Below are 21,939 nucleotides of genomic sequence, written 5' to 3'. Positions count from 1 at the left end.
CGGCCTTCATGCCAACTGGCTTAAGATGACTGCGTGATCTCGCGCCTGCTCATCGCCCTGCTGCGCTTCTACAAGCGCTTCATCAGCCCCCTGCTGGGGCCTCGCTGCCGTTTCGTGCCGAGCTGCTCTGAATACGCCATGGATGCCATCTCCCGGCACGGCCCGCTGCGCGGCAGCTGGCTGGCGGCGCGACGGCTGGGCCGCTGCCATCCGTTCCATCCCGGCGGCTTCGATCCAGTGCCCGAATCTCCCAACGCCCCCTCTTGCCGTTGCACAGGAAAACACTGACATGTCCTCCACGCTCATCACCAATGCCCGCCTGGTCAACGAAGGCCGCACCTTCGAAGGCGACCTGCGTATCGAGAACGACCGCATCGCGCAGATCGGCAAGGGTTTGACTCCGCGTGATGGCGAACAGGTGGTGGATGCGGCCGGGCGCTGGCTGCTGCCCGGGATGATCGACGACCAGGTGCATTTCCGCGAACCCGGCCTGACCCACAAGGGTGACATCGCCAGCGAATCGGCCGCGGCCGTGGCCGGTGGCCTGACCAGCTTCATGGACATGCCCAACACCAACCCGCCGACCCTGGATTCGACCATCCTGGAAGCCAAGTACGAGCTGGCGCGCGGCCGTGCCTGGGCCAACTACGGTTTCTACCACGGTGCCAGCAACGACAACCTCGACGCCATTCGTGCGCTCGATCCGAAGAAGGCGCCGGGCGTGAAGGTGTTCATGGGCGCGTCCACCGGCAACATGCTGGTCGACAACCCCGAAACCCTGGACGCGATCTTCCGCGAGTGCCCCACCCCGATCATCACGCACTGCGAAGACACACCGATGATCGATGCCAACCTGAAAGCGTTCCAGGAAAAGTACGGCGACGCACTGACCCCGGAGATGCACCCGGACATCCGTTCGCGCGAAGCCTGCATCAAGTCGACGCGGCTGGCCATGTCGCTGGCGCGCAAGCACGGCACCCGCCTGCACGTGCTGCACATCTCCACCGCCGACGAACTGGCCCTGTTCGAGAAGGGCCCGCTGATCCGCGCCGACGGCAGCCGCAAGCAGATCACCGCCGAGACCTGCGTGCACTTCCTGCACTTCGCCCGCCCGGATTACGCGACCAAGGGCAACCTGATCAAGTGCAATCCGGCGATCAAGGACGTGGCCGATCGCGAGGCGATCACCGCCGCGTTGGCTGACGACGTGCTGGACGTGCTGGCCACCGACCACGCCCCGCATACCTGGGAAGAGAAGCAGAAGCCCTATGCGCAGGCGCCGTCCGGCCTGCCGCTGGTGCAGTACGCGCTGGTCGCCGCACTGGAACGCGTGCACGAAGGCAAGCTGACCCGCGAGCAGGTCGTGCAGAAATTCGCCCATGCCCCGGCCCAGTTGTTCGATGTGGAAGAGCGAGGCTTCCTGCGCGAAGGTTACTTCGCCGACCTGGTGCTGGTGGAAGATGTGCCGTTCACGGTCAAGCGCGAGGACGTGCTGTCCAAGTGCGGCTGGTCGCCGTTCGAGGGCACCACGTTCCGTTCGCGCGTGGCCTCCACCTGGGTCAACGGCCAGCTGGTGTGGGACGGCAACACGCTGGTGGGCGAGCCCGCCGGCCAGCGCATGACCTACGACCGCTGATGCGTCCGGCACTCATGTTCGCGGCGCTGCTGCTGGCAGCGCCCCTGCTCTCCGCACCCGCAGCCCAGGCACAGGACGGCATCGGCGACCTGATCGACAGCCGCGTGGTGTTCCCGGCCAGCGCGTCGCAGGGCGCGCTGGTGATCGGCAAGGCTCCCGCCGGCAGCAGCGTGCGCTATGCAGGCCGCGACCTGCGCGTGAGCAGCTACGGCAGCGTGGTGTTCGGCATCGGTCGCGATGAGAAGGGCCCGCTGCAGGTGCAGATCCGCCGACCGGATGGCAGCAGCGAGACGGCCGCCATCGCCGTGACCCTGCGCGACTGGCCGACCGAGCGGGTGAACGGCGTGCCGCCGAAGACGGTCAATCCGCCGCCGGCCATCGCCGAGCGGATCAAGCGCGAACAGGCGCAGGTCACCGCTGCGCGTGCGCGCGACGACAACCGCACCGATTTCACCCAGACCTTCATCTGGCCGGTGCAGGGCCGCATCAGCGGCCGCTTCGGCAACGCCCGCGTGTACAACGGCCAGCCCGGCGCCGGCCACTCCGGCATGGACATCGCAGTGCCGACCGGCACCCCGGTGAAGGCACCGGCGGCCGGTGTGGTGACGTTCGCTGGGCCGGACCTGTACCTGACCGGTGGCACCCTGCTGCTAGACCACGGCTTCGGCGTCAGTTCGAACTTCCTGCACCTGTCGCGCATCGACGTGAAGGTCGGTGATCGCGTCGAACAGGGCCAGGTGATCGCCGCCGTCGGCGCCACCGGCCGTGCCACCGGGCCGCACCTGCACTGGGGCATGAACTGGTTCGACACCCGCATCGATCCGCTGCTGGTGCTGGAGCGCAAGTAACGGTAGTGCCGGCCGCTGGCCGGCAACCTCATGGTGTTCAGCGACCTATGCGGATTGCCGGCCAGCGGCCGGCACTACCATGTGATGGCTCAGCCGCGCGCGGCCCACCACACGCGCAGCAACGTGCGCACGGGCGTGGCTTCAATCGGTTTGCCGGCGGCCTGCGCCGCCAGACGTGCACGCGCCAGGCTCGACCACACCCGGCGTGCACGTGGACCGGGCACGCGGGTGCCCCACCCTTTCAGCAACTGCTGCGCCCAACGCTGTGCAGCGTTGCCGGCATCTTCGTCCAGCAGGCTGCGCGGAACCCCGGCCACGCCAGCGTCCTGCAGGCGCTGGGCCAGGGTCTGCAGCAGCACGGCATGGCCAGCACCCTTGCGCGGCTTGTCGGCAAACACCACGGCCTCGACCGCAGCCACCGCGTCGGCATAGTTGCCCAGTGCGCGTTCGGCACCGGCAGCGTCCAGCGCTACGGTGCGCGCCTCGACCAGATCCGGCAGCGCCTCGGCAAGCTGCACCCACGGTGCCCGCACCGGCTCCAGCACGCGTCCCAGCGGATGCCGCGAACGCTGCGCGGCCCAGCTGCGCAGTTCCTCGCCCCACCACGCCAGCTTGGCGTCCGCCGGCAGCGGGTCGCCAGCCGTGTTGAGCATGTCGTCGAATTCCTGCAGCAGCGCGAACCACGCCAGCGCCACATGGCGCTGCGGTTCTGCCACGAACGGCTCGGCCACCGACCATTCCGGCCAGCGGCTGCGCCACTTGTCGAGGAAACTATCCAGCGCGGTACTGCTCACTACGTTGTTCCTTACGGCTGGGCCGGGGTCGCCGGCCGGTTCGGCCAGAGACTGGCCAGTTGCAGAAGTCCGGCGTTCTCGACCAGCACATCGGCCTGCCAGGCCAACGGGTCATCGCTGTGCAGGCGGTAGCCCCACAGCGCCGCCACCGACGGCATGCCGGCAGCACGCGCGGCGATGATGTCGCGCTCATCGTCGCCGACGTACACGCAGTCTTCCGCTGCGATGCCGATCAGCTGCGCGGCGTGCAGCAGCGGCAACGGATGCGGCTTGCGTTCGGCCAGGGTGTCACCCCCGACCAGCACGACGCAGCGCTGCTGCCAGCCGTACTGCGGCACGATCAGCCGCGCCAGGTATTCGGGCTTGTTGGTGACGATGCCCCACACGGTGCCGGCTTCGTCCAGCGCATCGAGCATGCCGGCGACGCCGTCGAACAGCACGGCATGCTGGCCGATCGAGGCTTCGTAGCGCTGCAGGAACTCGGGAATCAGTGCATCGCGCTCGGCTGCTTCCAGCTCTGGAAACGCGGCCGACACCATCGCCCGTGAACCCTTGGACACCACTGGCCGCAACTGCGCAGGATCGATCGGTGCGCGACCGCGCTCGGCCAGCATCGCATCAAGGGTGGCGACGAAATCCGGGGCGCTGTCCAGCAGCGTACCGTCCAGGTCGAACAGCACCGCACGCGGGAACACGGCGGCGGTCACGGCGCCTTGACCGCGTGGGCCAGGTAGTTGATGTCGGTGCGGCTGCTCAGGCGGGCGCGGTTGCGCCACGGCTCATAGGCCATGCCGCTGACATCGGCCAGCTGCAGGTCGGCCTCGCGCAGCCAACGCGCCAGCTCGGCCGGCTTGATGAATTCCTGGTAGTGGTGGGTGCCCTTGGGCAGCAGCCGTGCCACGTACTCGGCACCGACGATGGCCACGGCGAATGCGGCTGCGGTGCGGTTGATGGTGGACAGAAACAGATGGCCACCCGGCTTCAGCAGGCGCTTGCAGGCCTCGATGATCGCGCCCGGATCGGGCACGTGCTCGAGCATTTCCATGCAGGTCACCACATCGAAGCTGCCCGGCTGTTCGGCGGCCAGGTCCTCGGCGGCCTGCACCCGGTAGTCGACGCTGACGCCGCTTTCCAGGGCATGCAGGCGCGCAACCTTGACCAGCTCCGGCGCCAGGTCGATGGCGGTCACTTCGGCACCGGCCTGGGCCAGCGCTTCACTCAGCAGCCCGCCACCGCAACCGATGTCGAGCACGCGCGCACCTCGCAGCGGCGCGCGGTCGGCCACGTACTGCAGGCGCACCGGATTCAGTGCGTGCAGCGGCTTCTGCGGGCCGTCGGCGTCCCACCAGCGGTTGGCCAGCGCAGCGAACTTGTCCAGCTCGGCCTGATCGAAATTGGAAGAAGCGTGGGGGGCAGTCATGACGGTTGTCCTTGCGGCGCCTGCACTCAGGCGCGGATATGACGGATGCGCTCGCGCCACTGGCGCGCGTTGGCGATGATGCCCGGCAGGTCCATGCCGACCAGCTCGCGCTGCACCAGCTTGGGCTTGCCGGCGATCCAGACGTCGCTGACCTGCTGCCGGCCGGTGGCGTACACCAGCTGCGACAGCACGTTGTGCAGCGGCTGGGTCTCCAGCGCGGACAGATCAACGCAGACCAGGTCGGCCTGCTTGCCGACCTCGATCGAACCGATGCGCTCGCCGAAGCCCAGGGCGCGGGCGCCGCCGAGGGTGGAGGCGCGCAACGTGGTCGCCGCGTCCAGCGCGGTGGCATCGTCGGCCACGGCCTTGGCCAGGATCGCCGCCGTGCGGTTCTCGCTGAACATATCCAGGTCGTTGTTGCTGGCGCAGCCGTCAGTGCCGATGGCCAGGTTCACGCCGGCGCGCTGCAGGGCGCAGGCCGGGCAGAAACCAGAGGCCAGCTTCAGGTTCGACTCCGGGCAGTGCACCACGCTGACGCCGCGCTCGGCGCACAGGTGGATCTCGGCCTCGGTCAGCTGGGTCATGTGCACCGCGATCAGGCGGTCGTTGACCAGGCCGAGGCGATCCAGCCGCGCCAGCGGACGCTGGCCGTGCAGCTTGATCGAATCGGTGATTTCCTGCGCGGTTTCATGGGTATGCAGATGCACCTGCATGTCCAGCTGGTCGGACAGCATCCGCACCCGCTCGAAATTGGCATCGTTGACCGTGTACGGCGCATGCGGCGCGAATGCGGTGCCGATCAGCGGGTCGGTGCGCCACTGGTCATGCAGTTCACCGGCCTTGGCGAAGTACTCGTCGTCGGTCTTGGCCCAGGCGGTGGGGAAATCGATGATGACCGCGCCGACCAGCGCGCGGAAACCGTGCTTCTTGTAGACGGCAGCCTGCACGTCACCAAAGAAATAGTTCTCGTTGGCGCAGGTGGTGCCGCCACGCAGCATCTCGGCGATGGCAAGGGTGGTGCCGTCGGCCACGAATTCGGGACCGATCACCGCCGCTTCCACCGGCCAGATGTGCTGCTGCAGCCAGGTCATCAGCGGCAGGTCGTCAGCGACGCCGCGCAGCAGGGTCATCGGGTTGTGCGTATGTGCGTTGACCAGGCCCGGCATCAGCGCCGCCTCTGGGCGGCTGACAACCTGGGTGGCACGGAACCGCGCACGCGCTTCGGCGCGCGGCAGGATGGCCACGATCTCGCTGCCACGGATGGCCACGGCATGGTCTTCCAGCACCACCGCATGCGGCTCGATCGGAACGACATAACCGGCTTCGATGAGCAGGTCGCAGGCTTCAGGGAGGTGCGGGCTATCGCTCATGCGGGCTCACTGGCTGGGGAAGGACCATACGTAGCCTTGGCTCCGACCTGGCGACTGATCACCGGTCAAACGGCTACCGCTGGGCTTCTGGAAGGCAAGCCCCTGAGTCAGGGGCGGCCGCGAAGCGGCGGGGTGTGGATGCTGGTGAGTGGGGGCCCACGATCCGCCATGGCGGATCGTGGGAGCGCCAGCGCGAATGCGATGGCGCGTACCCGGCCAGCGGCCGGCACTACCGTAATCCGGCTCCGCCGGATTACTTGACGCGCGAGGAGTACTCGCCCGAACGGGTGTCGACCTTGATGATTTCATCCTGGTTGACGAACAGCGGCACGCGCACCACGGCGCCGGTTTCCAGGGTGGCCGGCTTGCCGCCGCCGCCCGAGGTGTCGCCGCGGACGCCCGGATCGGTCTCGGTGATCTTCAGTTCAACGAAATTCGGCGGCTGCACGAAGATCGGCGAACCGTTGAACAGGGTCACGATGCAGGACTCCTCGCCCTTCAGCCACTTCTCGGCGCCGCCCATGCCGGCCTTGTCGGCCTGCACCTGCTCGAAGGTCTCCGGGTCCATGAAATGCCAGTACTCGCCGTCGCTGTACATGTAGTCCATGTTGGTATCGACCACATCGGCCACTTCCACGTCGTCGGTCGCCTTCATGGTCATTTCGACCGTGCGGCCCGACTTGATGAAGCGATAGCGCACGCGGGTGAAGGCCTGGCCCTTGCCCGGCTTGATGAACTCGGTCTCGGAGATGACGGCCGGTTCATTGTTGACCAGGATCTTCATCCCGTTCTTGACATCGTTCATGCCCGCAGTGGCCATGCTCAAGCTCCTCAAATGGCGAAACCGCCGCGCGTGCGGCGAGCCGGATAGAATGGAAAGCCCACCGGAACCCCGGCGGGCAACTGTTTATGCGTCCATGATAACCGCAGGCCCCCTCTCCATGCAGCTTTCCGCCTTCCCCCGGACCCAGTCGCCAAGCGCGCCCGCGCGCTGGCAGCAGCTGTGGCGGCAGGCTCTGCGCGACCCGCAAACGCTGCTGGCCCGCCTGGATCTGGATGCCGCGGCGCTGGGCGTATCGGAGGAGGCCATCGCCCAGTTTGCGCTGCGCGTGCCGGAGGGTTTCGTCGCCCGCATGCGCCGTGGCGACGCCCACGATCCGCTGCTGCGGCAGGTGTTGCCGATCGACGCCGAGATGCGCCCGGCGCCCGGGTTCAGCTTTGACGCGGTGGGCGACGGCGCGGCCAAAAAGGCCACCGGGGTCATCCAGAAATACCGTGGCCGGGCCCTGCTGGTGGCTACCGGCAGCTGTGCCATCAACTGCCGCTACTGTTTCCGCCGGCATTTCGACTATGGCGCCGAAAACGCCGCCAAGGGGGGCTGGCAGGAGGCCGTGGAGGCCATCGCCGCAGACCCGGACATCGATGAGGTGATCCTGTCCGGCGGCGACCCGCTGTCGCTGGCCACGCACAAGCTGGCCGAGCTGACCGATGCGCTGCGCGAGATCCCGCACATCCGCCGGTTGCGCATCCACACGCGCCTGCCGATCGTGCTGCCCGAGCGCGTGGACGAGGAACTGCTGGCTTGGCTGGGCAGCCTGCCGTGGCCACTGGCGATCGTGGTCCACGCCAACCACGCCAATGAATTCGACGCCAGCGTCGATACCGCGATGGCCCGTCTGCGTGGCATCGGCGCCCAGCTGCTGAACCAGGCGGTGCTGCTGCGCGGGGTCAACGACAGCGTGCAGGCGCTGCAGGACCTGAGCGAACGCAGCTTCGCCGCCGGCGTGCTGCCGTATTACCTGCACCAGTTGGATCGCGTCGAGGGCGTGGCCCACTTCGAAGTGGACGACATCCAGGCCAAGGCCCTGATTGCAGGCCTCACTGCCCGGCTGTCCGGCTACCTGGTCCCCAAGCTGGTCCGCGAACTGCCCGGCGACCCGAGCAAGCGCCCGCTGTAGCGCCTCACGCGCCCGATTCGATCATCCGCACCACTTCGGTGGCGGTGACCGGGTGGCTCAGCCGGTAGCCTTGACCCAGGTCGCAGCCACGCTGGGCCAGCAGCTCGAACTGGGCCTCCTGTTCGATACCCTCGGCCACCACCGTGATGCCCAGTGCGTGGGCCATGGCGATGATCGCCGTGGTCAGGGCCAGGTCGTCCGGGTCGCGCTGCATGTCGGCGACGAAGCTTTTGTCGATCTTGACGCCGTCCACCGGCACCTGCCGCAGGTGGCTGAGACCGGAGAAACCGGTACCGAAGTCGTCCAGCCACACCTTCACCCCGGCCCGGTGCAGGCGGTCCAGCAGCTGCGCGGCCAGCATCTCATCGCCGATCACCGCCGTCTCGGTCAGCTCCAGGTGCAGGCGCGAGGCCGGCAGGCCCGACTCCTGCAGGCACTGTGCAACCAACGCCGGCAGCTCCCCGCCGCGCAACTGCCGTGGCGACACATTGACCGAGACGAACAACTCGTCACCGGCCACGCCGCGCGGCCACTGCACCGCTTCCATGCAGGCGGCACGCAGCACCTTCGGGCCGATGATCTCGATCAGGCCACTCTGCTCGGCCACCTCGATGAACACCGATGGCGGAATCGTGCCCAGCGTCGGGTGCTGCCAGCGCAGCAGCACTTCGACACCGACCATGCGGCGGTCACGCATGCGGAAGATCGGCTGGTAGGCCAGCCGCAGCTCGCCGCGCTCCCAGGCACCGCGCAGTTCCTGTTCCATGTGCACGCGCCGCTCGACCGCGTGATCCATGGCCCGGCTGTAATAGCGATAGCAGTTCTTGCCGGCCATCTTTGCCTGGTACATCGCGATGTCGCCGTTCTTCAGCAGCGTCGTCGCATCTGCGGCATCGTCGGGGAACAGGGTCACGCCGATCGAGGTGCCCAGGAACAGTTCCCTGCCCTGCACCACCAGCGGTTTGCCCAGCTCGCGCACCAGCACTTCGGCCAGCAACCGCGCATTGGCCGCAACATCGCCATCACCAACGAGGATCACGAATTCGTCGCCGCCGAACCGCGCCAGCACGGCATCGTCGCCGCCGGCCTCGGTCACTGCGCGGCCGATGCGCTGGGCGAACTGAAGCAACGCCTCGTCGCCGGCCTCATGGCCCAGCGTGTCATTGACCCGCTTGAAATCATCGATATCGGCAAACAGCAGACCCAACCGGTGATTGGATGCACGTGCGGCCATCAATCGATGGTCCAGCGCCTCGCGGAAGGCCAGGCGGTTGGTGAGCCCGGTCAAGGCGTCGGTGTAGGCCATGCGCCGCACTTCGCGGTCGTGGCGGGCGATCGCATCACGCATGCGGGCAAAACCGCGCACCAGTTCCCCGACTTCGTCGTCGCGGGTGTTTTCCCGCAGCGGCGCCTGGTAGTCGCCCGCTTCGATGCGCCGGGCGGCCGCGGCCAGCTCGCGGATCGGCGCCACCAGCGTGCGCTGTACGTACAGGATCACCACCACGCCGATCACCACCAGCAGGCCAAGCATCAGCAGCAGCCAGCCCAGATGCCGGCTTCCCATCTGCTGCAGCCGCTCACCGAGGGTCGCGTTGGCCGCCTGCTCACGCTGCAGCACTTCATCCAGCGCCATGCCGACGCGGACACCACCGATGCGTTGTTTGCCCACCCTGATCGGCATCGCGTTGTCGAGCACCGTGGGCGACTGCTGCACCACCAGCGACTGCGCGGCAACCGCCCCGGCCGCCAACGGATCGGTCATCGGCCGCCCGGATCCGGGCACTCCGGCCGAGCCGTCGTGGACCAGCCGCCCGCGGTCGTCGAACACCAGTACGTAGCGCACCACCGGCTGCCGCGAAATGCTGCGCACCAGCGCTCCGACCTGGTCCAGGTCGTTGTTGTGGAGCGGACCGGCAAGCGCATCGGACAGCTCGCGCACCATGGCCTCGCCACGGCTGCGCACGCTGCGGTCGAACAGTTCGTGGATGACGCCGTTGCTGAGCGACCTCACCTCGCCCTGCATCGCAGCCTGCCGCCCCAGCAGCACGGCCAGGATCGCCACCACCACCAGCATCGCCCCGCCCATCGCAAGCAGGAACCGGGCCTGCATCCCCGAGCCGAGCAACTTCATTCCACTTCCATCCGCACGCGCGTCGACCCTTGTTTCAAATCATCCCGCCACGGCTGCGCATGCGCATCGACGCGGCGGAAACCGGAAGCCCCCAACACCTTCTGCAACGCACGCTGCACCCGTCGAAGACAGACGACACGCGGCAAGCCGGCGGACGCCCGGCCTGATACCCCCGGCGCCGGTCCGGCACCCTGCCGGTCCACACTGCCAAGCGCATGATCCTGCGTCATCGCGAGTTGCCCCTCATCGCTGCCCAACGCCCCTTCTGTGAACCGGGCGCAGCATGCGCCGTCCCGGCCAGCAGGGCCAAGGCCAGGCGCAGCAGTTCCCCCTGCATTGCCCTACGCAGACCCGACACAAGCATCATCCCCCCGGGGTATCCGGACAGACTACCCGAAAAAATGAGACCGTCGTCAGCTGTCCTTGCCGTTCTTCTGCGCCAGCCGCGCCATGCGCTGGGTATCGGCCAGGATGCCGCGCAGCAGGCGCACTTCCTGCTCGCTGGGCTCGCTGCGCAGGAACAGGCGGCGCAGCTTGCGCATCGCCGACTCGGGCGCGCGTCCCTTGTGGAAATCGATCTCGTCCAGAGTCTCGCCAAGTTGGGCGAAGAAGCTCTCCATCTGATCGTGGCTGGCAGCCTGCTCGCGGTTGTCCGGCTCGGTCGCGGCCACCGGCTGTGCGCCGAGCAGCTGCATGCGCACTTCATAGGCCAGCACCTGCACTGCGGCGGCCAGGTTGAGCGAGCTGAACTGCGGGTCGGACGGAATGTGCACGGCGGCATGGCACAGCTGCAGCTCCTCGTTGGTCAGGCCGGTACGCTCGCGACCGAACACCAGCGCCACCTCGGCACCCTCGCTGGCCTTGGCCACTGCGCGGGCGGCGGCATCTGCCGGCAGGAACTCCTCCAGCTGGACCCGGCGCGCACGTGCGGTGCACCCCAGCACGAAGCGGCAGTCGGCCACGGCTTCGGCCAGCGTGGCCACCACCGGCGCGTCGCCGAGCACGTCCTCGGCGCCGGCCGAGCGCCGGAAGGCCTCTTCATCAAGCGGCTTCTCCGGCGCCACCAGGACCAGGCGGGCCAGGCCCATGGTCTTCAGGGCACGGGCGGCGGCCCCCATGTTGCCGGGGTGTTGGGTCCCGACCAGGACGAATCGGAGGCGGGTGGCGACAGGAAACTGGGACATGAACAGGGAAAATGTCGAGCTGGACGAAGACCAATGGTAAACTGTGCGGCCGGCCACTGCGCCGGACCCGCTCTTTTCCCCCGCCAGCCCTTCTCTTCTGCCCTTCCGGGAGCCCATGCCATGCAGAAACCCGCCGTCACCGTCATGGTCAAGGCCGCCCGCCTCGCCGGCAACGTCCTCTTGCGCAACATCAACAAGCTCGAGGCACTGAATGTAGTCCAGAAGGGCCGCATGGACTACGCCAGCGAAGTCGACGCGGACGCGGAAAAGGTGATCGTCAAGGAACTCAAGCGCGCTTACCCCGAGTACGGCATCTTCGGTGAAGAAGGTGGCGTGCAGAGCGAGCGTCGCCACATGTGGGTCATCGACCCGCTGGACGGCACCAGCAACTACCTGCGCGGCGTGCCGCACTACTGCGTGTCGATCGCCCTGGTCGAGAACGGCGAGCCGACCGACGCGGTGATCTTCGACCCGCTGCGCAATGAGCTGTTCACCGCCAGCCGTGGTGCGGGCGCCGTGCTCAACGACCGCCGCATCCGCGTGGCCGACCGCAAGGATCTGGAAGGCACCATGATCCACACCGGTTTCGCCCCGCGCGAGCGTGCCCGCGCCAGTGCGCAGCTGAAGTCGCTGGACGCCCTGCTGGTGCACGCCGAGGACATCCGCCGCTCGGGTTCGGCCGCGCTGGACCTGGCCTACGTGGCCTGTGGCCGCGCCGACGCCTACTTCGAGGCCGGCGTGAAGGCCTGGGACATCGCTGCCGGCGTGCTGCTGGTGCGCGAAGCCGGTGGCAAGGTCTGCGACTTCAAGGGCGCGACCCCGGCCCGCATGGACAACCGTGGCCCGGACACCCAGCAGATCGTGGCCGGCAACCTGAAGGTGGCCGAGTCGCTGCAGAAGGTACTGGTCAACACGGGTTACGCTGCCGAGTTCGACGCGAAGTTCTGAGTTCGCGCGTAAAGCGGTTCATGGAGACGGCACCTGCGAAGGTGCCGTTTTCGTATCCGCAGTGATCGTGCTTGTCACTTTCTTTGCTCGTGCAAAGAAAGTAACCAAAGAAACACGCCGCCAGTACGCAAGCCGGTGCTACGCACCGGTCCCCTGCGCTTCTCGGCGAACCAGGGGACGGCGCCGAACTCGCTGCGCTCAGACATCGGCGCCTCTGCGCCCCTGATTCCCCTGCGATGCTCGGCTCGCTGCAAGGCGGACCCAAGATCAAACGCCACAGCTGCACCCAGTAGATCCACGCCATGCGTGGATGCTCTTGCCGTTGATCTTGATCTTCCGGCCCGCCTTACAGCGAGCCGAGCACCGCAGGTCCGGCGAGGGCGAAGAGGCGCGGGTGTCTGAGCGTAGCGAGTTCCCGCGCCGTCCCTCGGCGGACCGAGAAGCGCAGGGGACCGGTGCGTAGCACCGGCTTGCGTACTGGCGGCGCGTTTCTTTTGGTTACTTTTCTTTTCGCGCGAAAAGAAAAATGACGCCCCTCCGCGGTCGCGGAAACGATCCGCCGGGCATGGCCCGGCGCTACCGACGCGTGGGCGCGCAAACAAAAACGCCCGGCGCGAGGCCAGGCGTTCCTGCACTGCTCTACAAGCGGAGGCTTATGCCACCGTCGACGCCCGCAGCGCGGCGATGCGCTCTTCCAGCGGCGGGTGGCTCATGAACAGCTTCTTCGCCGTCGACCCGGCAATACCGAACGCGGCGATCTGCGTCGGCAGGGTGCTCTGGCCGTGGTTGAGCTGCAGCCGCTCCAGCGCCGAGATCATCTTCTGACGGCCGGCCAGCGATGCACCGCCGGCATCGGCACGGAATTCGCGGTGGCGCGAGAACCACATCGAGATCATCGTGGCGAACAGGCCGAACACCATCTCCAGCACGAACACGATGATGTAGTACGCAAAGCCACGGCCGCCGCCTTCGCGGTTGCCCGACAGCGCGCTGTCGATCACCCCGCCGACTACGCGGGCCAGCACGATCACGAAGGTGTTCAGCACGCCCTGCAGCAGTGCCATGGTGATCATGTCTCCGTTGGCGACGTGGGCGATCTCGTGGCCGAGCACGGCTTCGGCTTCGTCCTCGCTCATGTTGTGCAGCAGGCCGGTGGACACCGCCACCAGCGCGTTGTTGCGGTTGGCACCGGTGGCGAACGCGTTGATCTCCGGGCCGTCATACACCGCCACTTCCGGCATGCCGATACCGGCCGCCTTGGCCTGGCGCTCGACGGTGGCCAGCAGCCAGCGCTCGGTCTGGTTGCGCGGCTCGGTGATCACCACCGCACCGGTGGAGCGCTTGGCCATCCACTTGGACAGCAGCAGCGAGATGAGCGAACCACCAAAACCGAAGATGGCAGCCATGACCAGCAGGCCGCTCATCGAACGGGAGTCCACGCCCAGGATTGACATCACGATGCTCGCGAGGATCAGCACCGCGAGGTTGGTCGCTAGAAAGAGGGCAATACGGGTGAACATGGGAAATTCCGGCTCGGAAGGGGTCGATATCCGTCAATCTGCGGTGCAGTCAGCTTGAATTCAAGCGCCAACCTGACCGACGATTCAGCTGCATGACCTCCTCCCTCTCCTGCGGCCGCTTCGCGCCCTCGCCCACCGGCCTGCTGCATCCCGGCTCGCTGCTTGCCGCCTTCGGCAGCTGGCTGCTTGCGCGCCACCATGGCGGCCTGTGGCGGTTGCGCATCGAAGACGTCGATCCACCCCGCACGGTGGCCGGCGCCGCACAGGCGCAACTGCAGGCGCTGGCCGCCTTCGGCATGCTTCATGACGGGCCGGTGATCTGGCAGAGCGCGCGTAGCGACGCCTACCAGACCGCGCTGGACCGCCTGTTGGCCGATGGCCACGCGTTCGTCTGCCACTGCAGTCGGAGCGACCTGGCCGCCAATGGCGGCATCCACCATCGCTGCGTCGCGCGGCAGGCACGACCGGACCCGGCCGTCCGCTTCCGCGTGCCGCCCGGCAGCATCGTGCGCTTCGAGGATGGCCTGCGCGGCCCGCAGCAACAGGATGTCCATGCCGAGGTCGGTGACTTCGTACTGCGCCGCGCCGATGGCTGCTGGGCCTACCAGTTGGCGGTGGTCGTCGACGATGCCGCGCAGGGCGTGAACGAAGTCGTGCGCGGCGCCGACCTGCTCGATTCCACCGCCCGGCAGATCCTGCTGCAGCAGGCGCTGGACCTGCCGACGCCGCGCTACTGGCACCTGCCGCTGCTGCTGGATGCACCAGGCCACAAACTGTCCAAGTCACTGGCCGCGCTGCCGGTGGATGCCGGCGCGCCGGTACCGGTGCTGCGCCGGTTGTGGGAACTGCTGGGCCAGCCGGGCACCGCACTGGACGGCATCGACGACCGCGACGCGCTGTTGGCCGCCGCGCAGCGCAGCTTCAACCCCGGCCTGCTGCCGCGCGCGGACATTCTGCTGCCGGCCGGCGCACTTTCCGCGCCGATGTTGCAGAATCCCCCTTCCTCCACCTGACATCCGGACAGCTTTCCATGACATCTCGCGTCGCACTGGTCACCGGCGGAACCGGCGGCATCGGTACCGCCATCTGCCAACGCCTGGCCGACCAGGGCCACCGGGTCGCCACCAACTACCGCGATGAGACCAAGGCCCGCGCCTGGCAGCAGGCGATGACCGAACGCGGCTACCACGTGGCGATCTTCCCGGGCGATGTCTCCGACTCTGCCAGCGCCGAAGGCCTGATCCGCGCGGTCGAGGCCGAACTGGGCCCGGTCGAGATCCTGGTCAACAACGCCGGCATCACCCGCGACACCACCTTCCACCGCATGCGCGCGGAGCAGTGGCACGATGTGATCAACACCAACCTCAATTCGGTGTTCAACGTCACCCGCCCGGTCATCGAGGGCATGCGCCGACGCGGCTGGGGCCGGGTCATCCAGATCAGCTCGATCAACGGCCTGAAGGGCCAGTACGGGCAGGCCAACTACGCCGCCGCCAAGGCCGGCATGCATGGCTTCACCATCTCGCTGGCGCGCGAGAATGCAGGCTTCGGCATCACCGTGAACACGATCTCACCCGGTTACGTGGCCACCGACATGGTGATGGCGGTGCCCGAGGAAGTGCGCGCCAAGATCATTGCCGACATCCCGACCGGGCGCCTGGGCAAGCCGGAAGAAATCGCCTACGGCGTGTCCTTCCTGGTGGCCGAAGAGGCCTCGTGGATCACCGGCAGCAACCTGGACATCAACGGCGGCCATCACATGGGCTGGTAAACGGCGCCAGGGCCTGAAAGCCCGTGCTGCACCCTGCCGTTGGTCATGCTGCGCAGCACGCAAAGCCTTGCTGCGCAACATTCCGGCGACGGAAAGCCAAGCCTGGCGGGGGCTGGGGCGGTTGCAACCGCTGCTGCACTGCGCCATGCTGCGCGTCTACTGTGACGAGTACCGCTTCATGGCTGCGACCCGCATCATCAAGAAGTATCCGAACCGCCGTCTGTACGACACCGAGATCTCCAGCTACATCACCATCGAGGACGTGCGCCAGCTGATCCTCGACGGCGAAGACTTCGAAGTCCGCGACGCCAAGAGCGGCGACGACCTGACCCGATCGGTCCTGCTGCAGATCATCGCCGACCAGGAACAGGACGGTGAACCGATGCTCTCCACCCAGCTGCTGAGCCAGCTGATCCGCTTCTACGGCGATTCCCTGCAGGGCTTCATGGGCAACTACCTGGAGCGCAGCATGCAGGTCTTCCTCGACCAGCAGCAGCAGTTCCGCCAGCAGATGGGCAACCTGCTGGGGCAGACGCCGTGGGCGATGATGAACCAGCTCACCGAGCGCAACCTGGAGTTGTGGCAGGAGTTCCAGCGCAACATGGGCAGCGGTTTCGGTGGCCCGCGCCCGGGTGGCACCGGAACGGGCACCGGCGCCGGTACGGCTGGCAAGCCGAACGATCCGACCGGCGGCACCGGCACCGGCGGCAAGACCCGCCGCTGAGCCCCCCGCCCCGGCGGATACGAAAACGGCGCGCCATGAGCGCGCCGTTCTGTTTTGAACGCCTCTACGCGGGGCGTGGTTCTACTTCCTGCAGCCCTTGCAGACCCGCTCGACCTTGTACCCCTTCGCCCGCAGCTTCTCGACCACGCCGTCGTTGCCCAGCAGGTGCAGGCCGCCCACCACCACCAGCGTGCCGCCCTGCCCGGCCTGCAGGTACGGCAGCAGCTTGGGCACCCACGCATCGTTGCGGTCGGTATTGATGCGCTGGTACAGCTGCGGATACTTCTGGCGCATCTCCACGCCCATCCGGCTCCACAGCAGGCGATCGTCGCCGCGGCGCCAGGCCTCATGCAGCATCTGCGCCTGGGCGTCCCCCTTGCCCGCTTCGTCCAAGGCCTCGGACAGCATCTGCCGCTGCTCCTGCACGCTCATGCCATCAAGCAGGTTGATCTGGCTGGACATGTCTTCCAGGCCTGCGGTCTTCTTGCCGGCCTTCTGCGCCCGCTGCATGAAGTGCCGGTCCAGCCCCAGCTCCGGGTCCAGGCCCAGTTTCTGCATCTGCCCGACGGTGATGGTCAGGCCGACGAACCACGCTTTCATCCCCTGCAACTGCGCCAATGGCAATTTGTTCTGCGTCGCATAGGCCTGCAGCTTCTGCCAGGTCGGCGCATCCAGGTCACGCTTGAGTTCGCTGCCGTCCTTGCGGGTAGCCACCTGCACCATCTGGCTGGCCATCTGCGGCGACTGCAGTTCCTCAGGGGTCACTTCGAACAGCACACGCTGCGAGGCTTCGAATGCCTGCTCGACCTCGGTCGACAGTGGATAGTCCTGCGGCTTCAACAGATGGAAGGAACCCAGCAGGTACAGGCGTGCATCTCCCTGCCCGGTGACCTTCCACAGCAGCGGCACCGGCGGCTTGCCGGCCGTGGCTTCGGCCGGCGCATCGCGCGCGACGGCCAACGGACCGACGGCGCAGGCAGCGAGAAAAACGGCACTGCGCAGCAACAGTTTCATCAACATGTTCAACCCTCTCCTTCAGGCAGGTGATACGTCTTTTCACCCGCTTCCACGCGCAGGTCCAGGCGGTTTTCCGGCGGCGCCAACGGACAGGTCGCATAGGCGGTGAACGCGCACGGTGGGTTGTGGGCGTGGTTGAAGTCGATCGTCACGTGGCCGTCGGCCGTGGGCGCATCGGTATCCAGATAGCGGCCGGCAGGGTAGCTGCCGTGGCCACTGGTACGGTCGGCAAAGATCAGGAACAGCGGCTGCCCCGGTTCGCCGATCGCTTCCAGCCGCCAGCTGCGGCCGTCGCGATCGAATTCCACGGCACCGGCGTTGGGCATCTCGGTGGTCAGGCCGGTGATGTCCACGATCGGCAGGGTCTTGCCTGGCGGATGCGCGATGAAGCGCGCCTGCACCTGCCATTGCGGGCCACCGGGCCAGTACTGCAGGCCGGCGAAATCGCGGCGCGCCGGTGCATCGGCATGCTTGACCCGCAGTGCATCGCGCGGGCCGCGACGGATCAGGCTGAGCTGGCCCTTGCCACCATCGAAGGCCAGCAGGGTCGGCTGCGGATCCTTGTCGGTATCCATGCGCACACGCCCGCGCACGGGCTGTCCATCAAGGGTGACATCCGTGCCGGACTCCGGCGTGAACCACCACTGGTCGCCTTCACGGCGCAGCAGGCCCAGCTTGGCCGGCCCCACCGCCAGGCGGATGCCGCTGGTGTCGCCGCTGCCGACGAAGTGCGATCGGTTCTGCAACCAGTGCAGGCCGACCAGCGCGGTCCAGCCATCGGGCCGGGTCAGGTCCTGGTAGCGCAGCACCCGCCATTGCTGTTGCTGCGCGGCGAAGACCGGATCCTCAACGGCGGCCGGTGCCGGCGTGGGTGCCGGGCTGCAGGCCACCAACAGCAGGGCCGCCAGCAGGCTGCCCATTCGGCAAAATCGCATCGGTGCTCCCCTCAACGTCCGCGCAGGAACCAGCGGTCGATCTCCGCCAGCGAAAAACGGGCCCAGGTCGGTCGGCCGTGGTTGCACTGGCCGGACCGCTCGGTGATTTCCATGTCGCGCAGCAGCGCGTTCATTTCCGGCACGGTCAGGCGCCGGTTCGCACGCACCGCGCCATGGCAGGCCATGGTCGACAGCAGCTCATCGCGCGCAGTGGCGATGCGACGGCTCTGGCCGTGCTCGCGCAGGTCGGTCAGCACATCGCGCAGCAGGCCTTCGGGTTCGGCATGGGCCAGCAGCGCCGGGATGCTGCGCACGTGCAGCGCGCCCGGTCCGGCACGGGTGATCTCGAATCCGAGGGCGGCCAGCGTATCGGCCTCCGCCTCGGCGGTGTCGGCCTCGCGCTCGCCCACCGCCAGGGTGATCGGCACCAGCAACGGCTGCGACTGCAGGCCGATGCCATCGTGCGCATTCTTCAACCGCTCGTAGCCGATGCGTTCGTGCGCCGCATGCATGTCGACCACGATCAGGCCTTCGGCGTTCTCGGCCAGGATGTAGATGCCATGCAGCTGGGCAACGGCGTAACCCAGCGGAGGTACGCCGGCGTCGGCACTGGTGACCGGCAATCCGTTCTCCATCGGCATCGGCGGCAGTGCCGCACCGCGCTCGGCACCGGCTGGCGACGCATACAACGCAGCATAGGCGGCGGGTGCGTCGGCCACCTGCAGGCCCAGCGGCTGCTGAGGGCGCCAGCCAGAGAAGCCGCCGCCACCACCGCCGCCCTGCCCGGCACCGGGCGCCGGGCCGCGTACGTAGCCGAAGCTGGACGCCGTCGCGCCCGGCATCGCCGCCGCAGGGTCGCCTTCGGCCGGATGCCCCGCGCCAGCACCGATCTCCTGCGCGGTCATGCCGGCACGGGTGTCGGCCAGTGCATCCTTCAGGGTGCGGTAGACGAAGTCATGCACCAGCCGCGAATCGCGGAAGCGCACCTCGTGCTTGGCCGGATGCACGTTCACATCAACGCGCGTCGGGTCCAGCTCCAGGAACAGCACATACGCTGGCTGGCGGCCGTGGTACAGCACGTCGCCGTAGGCCATCTTCACCGCGTGGGCTACGCTGCGGTCACGCACCGAACGGCCGTTGACGTACAGGTACTGCTGATCGGTGCTGGCGCGCGAATAATGCGGCTGCGCGATCCAGCCATGCAGGCGCAGGCCGGCACTGCTGTGGTCCACGCGCACGGCCTGGTTGGCGAAGTCCTCGCCCAGGGTCTCGGCCAGGCGCACGTCCGAATACAGGTCGCCCGGCTTGTAGCGACGCGAGGCCTTGCCGTTGTGCGAGACGCGCAGCTCGACATCGGGACGGGCCAGCGCCAACGAACGCAGCCACTCTTCGATATGCCCCAGTTCGGTGCGCTCGGCGCGCAGGAACTTGCGCCGCGCCGGCACGTTGTAGAACAGCTCGCGCACCTCCACCGTGGTGCCGGGCGCATGCGCGCGCGGGGTCACCTCGCCGATCTTGCCGCCTTCGATCTGCAGTGCCGAACCGTGCTCATCATGGGCACGGCGCGAGGCCAGGGTGAAACGACTGACCGAGGCGATCGACGGCAGCGCTTCGCCACGGAAACCCAGCGTGGCCACCGCTTCCAGCTCATCCAGGTTGGCGATCTTGCTGGTGGCGTGCCGCGAAACCGCCAGCGGCAACTGTTCTGCGGCAATGCCGCTGCCGTTGTCGCGGATGCGGATCAGGCGCACACCGCCTTCTTCCAGCTCGATATCGACGCGGCTGGCGCCGGCATCGATCGCATTCTCTACCAGTTCCTTGACCACCGATGCGGGTCGTTCGACCACTTCACCGGCGGCAATCTGGTTGATCAGGATTTCCGGCAGCGGCCGGATCGGACGCGGATCGGGCGCGTTCATGGGCAGGCAAGGCAGGCAGACGTCATGCCACGATGATAGCGGAGCGGCGCCAAGGAGAGTCGAGATCCACCGTACGCGGCGCCAGCCAGCCAGGCGTGGCCTGGCTCCAGCGGACGCGGGCGATCAGCGGGTTACTTGCTGCCGCCCGCCACGGTGCTTGCAGCGTCGATCTCGGCCTGCGCGCGCGCGGCGTACAACGTGCCCGGCGGCGGTTGGCGGCTGAAGAAGGTATGCACGCCATCCAGCACCGCACCGGCGACCTTGCGCTGGTAGGCCGGGTCGATCAGGCGGCGCTCTTCATCCGGGTTGGAGATGAACGCGGTTTCCACCAGCATCGCCGGCATGTCCGAAGTGCGCAGCACGGCGAAGTTGGCGCGCTCGATGTTCGGCTTGTGGTTGTTGCCGATACGCTTCAGGCCGCCCAGCACGTGCCCGGCTGCGTCCTCGGAGGATTTCATGTAGCCGCTCTGGGCCAGGTCCAGCAGGACGTTGGCCAGCGTGCCTTCGGTCTGCTGCAGGCGCACGCCACCGACCAGATCGGCGGCGTTTTCCTTGTCCGCCAGCCAGCGTGCACGCTGCGAGGACGCACCCTTGGTCGACAGCACATACACCGACGAACCGGTGGCCGAGCGGTTTTCGGCGGCGTCGGCATGGATCGAAATGAAGATGTCGGCCTTGTTCGCACGCGCCTTCTGCGCACGCATCGGCAGCGGGATGAACACATCGCTGTCGCGGGTGAGGAAGGCTTTCAGGCCAGGCGTGGCGTTGACCTGGCGAGCCAGTTCACGCGCCACCGCCAGAGTGACATCCTTCTCGCGCTTGCCGGTGGGGCCGATGGCGCCCGGATCCTGGCCGCCATGGCCCGGATCGATCGCCACCACCAGGTGGCGCATGCCCGGCTGCATGCGGATGCGCGAGGCATCGCTGGGCATGGTCGGACGCGGCGACTCGGTCGGCGCAACAGGTGTCGGCACCGGCTTCGGCTGGGTGGCCACAACTGCAGTGGTGGCCTGACCAGCCAGGATGGCTGCCGGCGACGACGTCGGGGTGCTGCTGGCGGTGGTGCCTGCTGCCGCCATCTGCACCGGGGTGGTGCTCGGCGCCGGCGTCGGCGCGGCGGGTGCCGCAGCGCTGGCACTGGCCTGCTGCTGGACCTGCGCGGTCAACAGCGCAGTGGCTCGCGCGGCATCACCACGGGACTGTGCGGTTTGTGCCGGGGTCGGGCCCGGGACCGGAGCCGGACTCACCGAAGATGCCGCTGGCGGCTGCGTCGGCGCAGGCGTCGGCGCGGGGCGACTGGCGGCCACGGCCGGGCCATCGCCCGGCCACTCGATCACCAGCTTGGATTCATTGCCTTCGCGCTGCATCTGCGGGCGGAAGGGGGCAACCGTCTCGGCCAGGTCGAATACGACACGGAAAGTGCCCGGCACCGGCTGCCCGGTACGCACCGCCGTCACCACGCCCTGCGGCGACGGCATCTTCAGGTTACGCACCGCGCTGGAATCGGGGAAATCGACCACCAGCCGGTTCGGACCGGCCAGCGACAGGGTCTTGTAGCCACCACTGCCGACCAGCGCGATTTCCGCGCGGGTTCCGGTCGCACCGGTATTGAGCAGCACCTGGCGGACCTCACCGGCCCACGCACTGACGCTCGCCAGACCAAGTCCGACGGCGGCACAGATGGCAATGAGTCGATTCCCCGGGCGCATGACTCAGGATTCAATCACCGCACTGAACGGAATGCAACACCTTTTTCCTTAATAA

At 67.7% G+C, this 21,939-nt stretch carries 20 protein-coding genes; 8 read left to right on the top strand and 12 right to left on the bottom strand.

The annotated features are described in order from the left end of the window. Positions 1–33: 33 nt before the first annotated feature. The 3 genes from yidD to LC407_RS11480 are packed head-to-tail and all read left to right on the top strand — an operon-like array spanning position 34 to position 2,484. Positions 34–288 carry a membrane protein insertion efficiency factor YidD gene (yidD, locus tag LC407_RS11490; RefSeq protein ID WP_014037867.1) on the top strand — a complete coding sequence of 85 codons (255 nt, stop codon included), beginning with the start codon at positions 34–36 and terminating at the stop codon, positions 286–288. Position 289: 1 nt separating this feature from the next. Further along, positions 290–1,636: a dihydroorotase gene (locus LC407_RS11485; RefSeq protein ID WP_025876408.1), complete on the top strand. Its 1,347-nt coding sequence runs from the start codon at positions 290–292 to the stop codon at positions 1,634–1,636. After that, on the top strand, positions 1,636–2,484 hold the full coding sequence (locus LC407_RS11480) for a M23 family metallopeptidase (RefSeq protein ID WP_223482851.1): 849 nt from the start codon (positions 1,636–1,638) through the stop codon (positions 2,482–2,484). The genes LC407_RS11485 and LC407_RS11480 overlap by 1 nt, the downstream gene beginning before the upstream one ends. An 89-nt stretch (positions 2,485–2,573) precedes the next feature. Here the strand turns inward: LC407_RS11480 and LC407_RS11475 are convergent, their stop codons facing one another. From LC407_RS11475 to efp, 5 genes are all read right to left on the bottom strand, one after another. Then, positions 2,574–3,278 carry a squalene/phytoene synthase family protein gene (locus LC407_RS11475; protein WP_033831576.1) on the bottom strand — a complete coding sequence of 235 codons (705 nt, stop codon included), beginning with the start codon at positions 3,276–3,278 and terminating at the stop codon, positions 2,574–2,576. Positions 3,279–3,289: 11 nt separating this feature from the next. Next, a complete protein-coding gene (locus LC407_RS11470; RefSeq protein WP_223482850.1) occupies positions 3,290–3,985 on the bottom strand; it encodes a phosphoglycolate phosphatase in 696 nt (231 codons plus the stop codon). Beyond that, positions 3,982–4,698: a bifunctional 2-polyprenyl-6-hydroxyphenol methylase/3-demethylubiquinol 3-O-methyltransferase UbiG gene (gene ubiG / locus LC407_RS11465; RefSeq protein ID WP_033831579.1), complete on the bottom strand. Its 717-nt coding sequence runs from the start codon at positions 4,696–4,698 to the stop codon at positions 3,982–3,984. Before ubiG ends, LC407_RS11470 begins: the two co-directional genes overlap by 4 nt. Before the next feature lie 26 nt (positions 4,699–4,724). Continuing rightward, on the bottom strand, positions 4,725–6,068 hold the full coding sequence (locus LC407_RS11460) for a TRZ/ATZ family hydrolase (protein WP_025876398.1): 1,344 nt from the start codon (positions 6,066–6,068) through the stop codon (positions 4,725–4,727). Between the two features lie 253 nt (positions 6,069–6,321). Further along, entirely contained in the window at positions 6,322–6,888 is a 567-nt protein-coding gene (gene efp / locus LC407_RS11455) for an elongation factor P (protein WP_006379771.1), read from the bottom strand. Positions 6,889–6,985: 97 nt separating this feature from the next. Between efp and epmB the strand changes: the two genes are divergently transcribed. Continuing rightward, positions 6,986–8,026, top strand: a complete 1,041-nt coding sequence (epmB, locus tag LC407_RS11450) for an EF-P beta-lysylation protein EpmB (RefSeq protein WP_223482849.1) — start codon at positions 6,986–6,988, stop codon at positions 8,024–8,026. 4 nt (positions 8,027–8,030) lie between these two features. On the opposite strand, the gene LC407_RS11445 is transcribed toward epmB, so the two are convergent. Further along, positions 8,031–10,157 (bottom strand): EAL domain-containing protein, encoded by a 2,127-nt coding sequence (locus LC407_RS11445; protein WP_025876393.1) that lies wholly within the window; start codon positions 10,155–10,157, stop codon positions 8,031–8,033. 413 nt (positions 10,158–10,570) lie between these two features. Continuing rightward, on the bottom strand, positions 10,571–11,341 hold the full coding sequence (locus LC407_RS11440) for an RNA methyltransferase (protein ID WP_059064673.1): 771 nt from the start codon (positions 11,339–11,341) through the stop codon (positions 10,571–10,573). Positions 11,342–11,461: 120 nt separating this feature from the next. Here LC407_RS11440 and LC407_RS11435 point away from each other — a divergent pair, with 120 nt between their 5' ends. After that, the gene (locus LC407_RS11435) at positions 11,462–12,289 is read left to right on the top strand and encodes an inositol monophosphatase family protein (RefSeq protein ID WP_025876387.1); all 828 of its coding nucleotides are present in this window, start codon (positions 11,462–11,464) and stop codon (positions 12,287–12,289) included. A gap of 653 nt (positions 12,290–12,942) precedes the next feature. On the opposite strand, the gene htpX is transcribed toward LC407_RS11435, so the two are convergent. Beyond that, on the bottom strand, positions 12,943–13,809 hold the full coding sequence (gene htpX, locus LC407_RS11430) for a protease HtpX (RefSeq protein ID WP_025876385.1): 867 nt from the start codon (positions 13,807–13,809) through the stop codon (positions 12,943–12,945). A gap of 92 nt (positions 13,810–13,901) precedes the next feature. Between htpX and gluQRS the strand changes: the two genes are divergently transcribed. The 3 genes from gluQRS to phaR all read left to right on the top strand — a co-directional run bounded on the left by gluQRS (position 13,902) and on the right by phaR (position 16,304). Then, positions 13,902–14,822 carry a tRNA glutamyl-Q(34) synthetase GluQRS gene (gene gluQRS, locus LC407_RS11425; protein WP_080148395.1) on the top strand — a complete coding sequence of 307 codons (921 nt, stop codon included), beginning with the start codon at positions 13,902–13,904 and terminating at the stop codon, positions 14,820–14,822. Between the two features lie 17 nt (positions 14,823–14,839). Beyond that, positions 14,840–15,580 carry an acetoacetyl-CoA reductase gene (phbB, locus tag LC407_RS11420; protein WP_025876381.1) on the top strand — a complete coding sequence of 247 codons (741 nt, stop codon included), beginning with the start codon at positions 14,840–14,842 and terminating at the stop codon, positions 15,578–15,580. A gap of 178 nt (positions 15,581–15,758) precedes the next feature. Beyond that, positions 15,759–16,304 (top strand): polyhydroxyalkanoate synthesis repressor PhaR, encoded by a 546-nt coding sequence (gene phaR, locus LC407_RS11415; protein ID WP_025876379.1) that lies wholly within the window; start codon positions 15,759–15,761, stop codon positions 16,302–16,304. 81 nt (positions 16,305–16,385) lie between these two features. On the opposite strand, the gene LC407_RS11410 is transcribed toward phaR, so the two are convergent. From LC407_RS11410 to LC407_RS11395, 4 genes are all read right to left on the bottom strand, one after another. Further along, the gene (locus LC407_RS11410) at positions 16,386–17,324 is read right to left on the bottom strand and encodes a TraB/GumN family protein (RefSeq protein WP_025876377.1); all 939 of its coding nucleotides are present in this window, start codon (positions 17,322–17,324) and stop codon (positions 16,386–16,388) included. A gap of 2 nt (positions 17,325–17,326) precedes the next feature. After that, positions 17,327–18,256, bottom strand: coding sequence for a DUF1684 domain-containing protein (locus LC407_RS11405; protein WP_223482848.1), 930 nt, complete (start codon positions 18,254–18,256; stop codon positions 17,327–17,329). An 11-nt stretch (positions 18,257–18,267) separates the two neighbouring features. Continuing rightward, positions 18,268–20,175: a DNA mismatch repair endonuclease MutL gene (mutL, locus tag LC407_RS11400; RefSeq protein ID WP_025876373.1), complete on the bottom strand. Its 1,908-nt coding sequence runs from the start codon at positions 20,173–20,175 to the stop codon at positions 18,268–18,270. Between the two features lie 131 nt (positions 20,176–20,306). Beyond that, positions 20,307–21,884 carry an N-acetylmuramoyl-L-alanine amidase gene (locus LC407_RS11395; protein ID WP_025876371.1) on the bottom strand — a complete coding sequence of 526 codons (1,578 nt, stop codon included), beginning with the start codon at positions 21,882–21,884 and terminating at the stop codon, positions 20,307–20,309. Between the last annotated feature and the right edge of the window lie 55 nt (positions 21,885–21,939).

The sequence above is a fragment of the Stenotrophomonas sp. OVS01A genome (assembly GCF_019969775.1).
In the GTDB taxonomy this organism is placed as follows: domain Bacteria; phylum Pseudomonadota; class Gammaproteobacteria; order Xanthomonadales; family Xanthomonadaceae; genus Stenotrophomonas; species Stenotrophomonas indicatrix.
The sequence above is the reverse complement of the archived record's forward strand: the minus strand, read 5'-3'. Positions and strand labels throughout refer to the sequence as shown.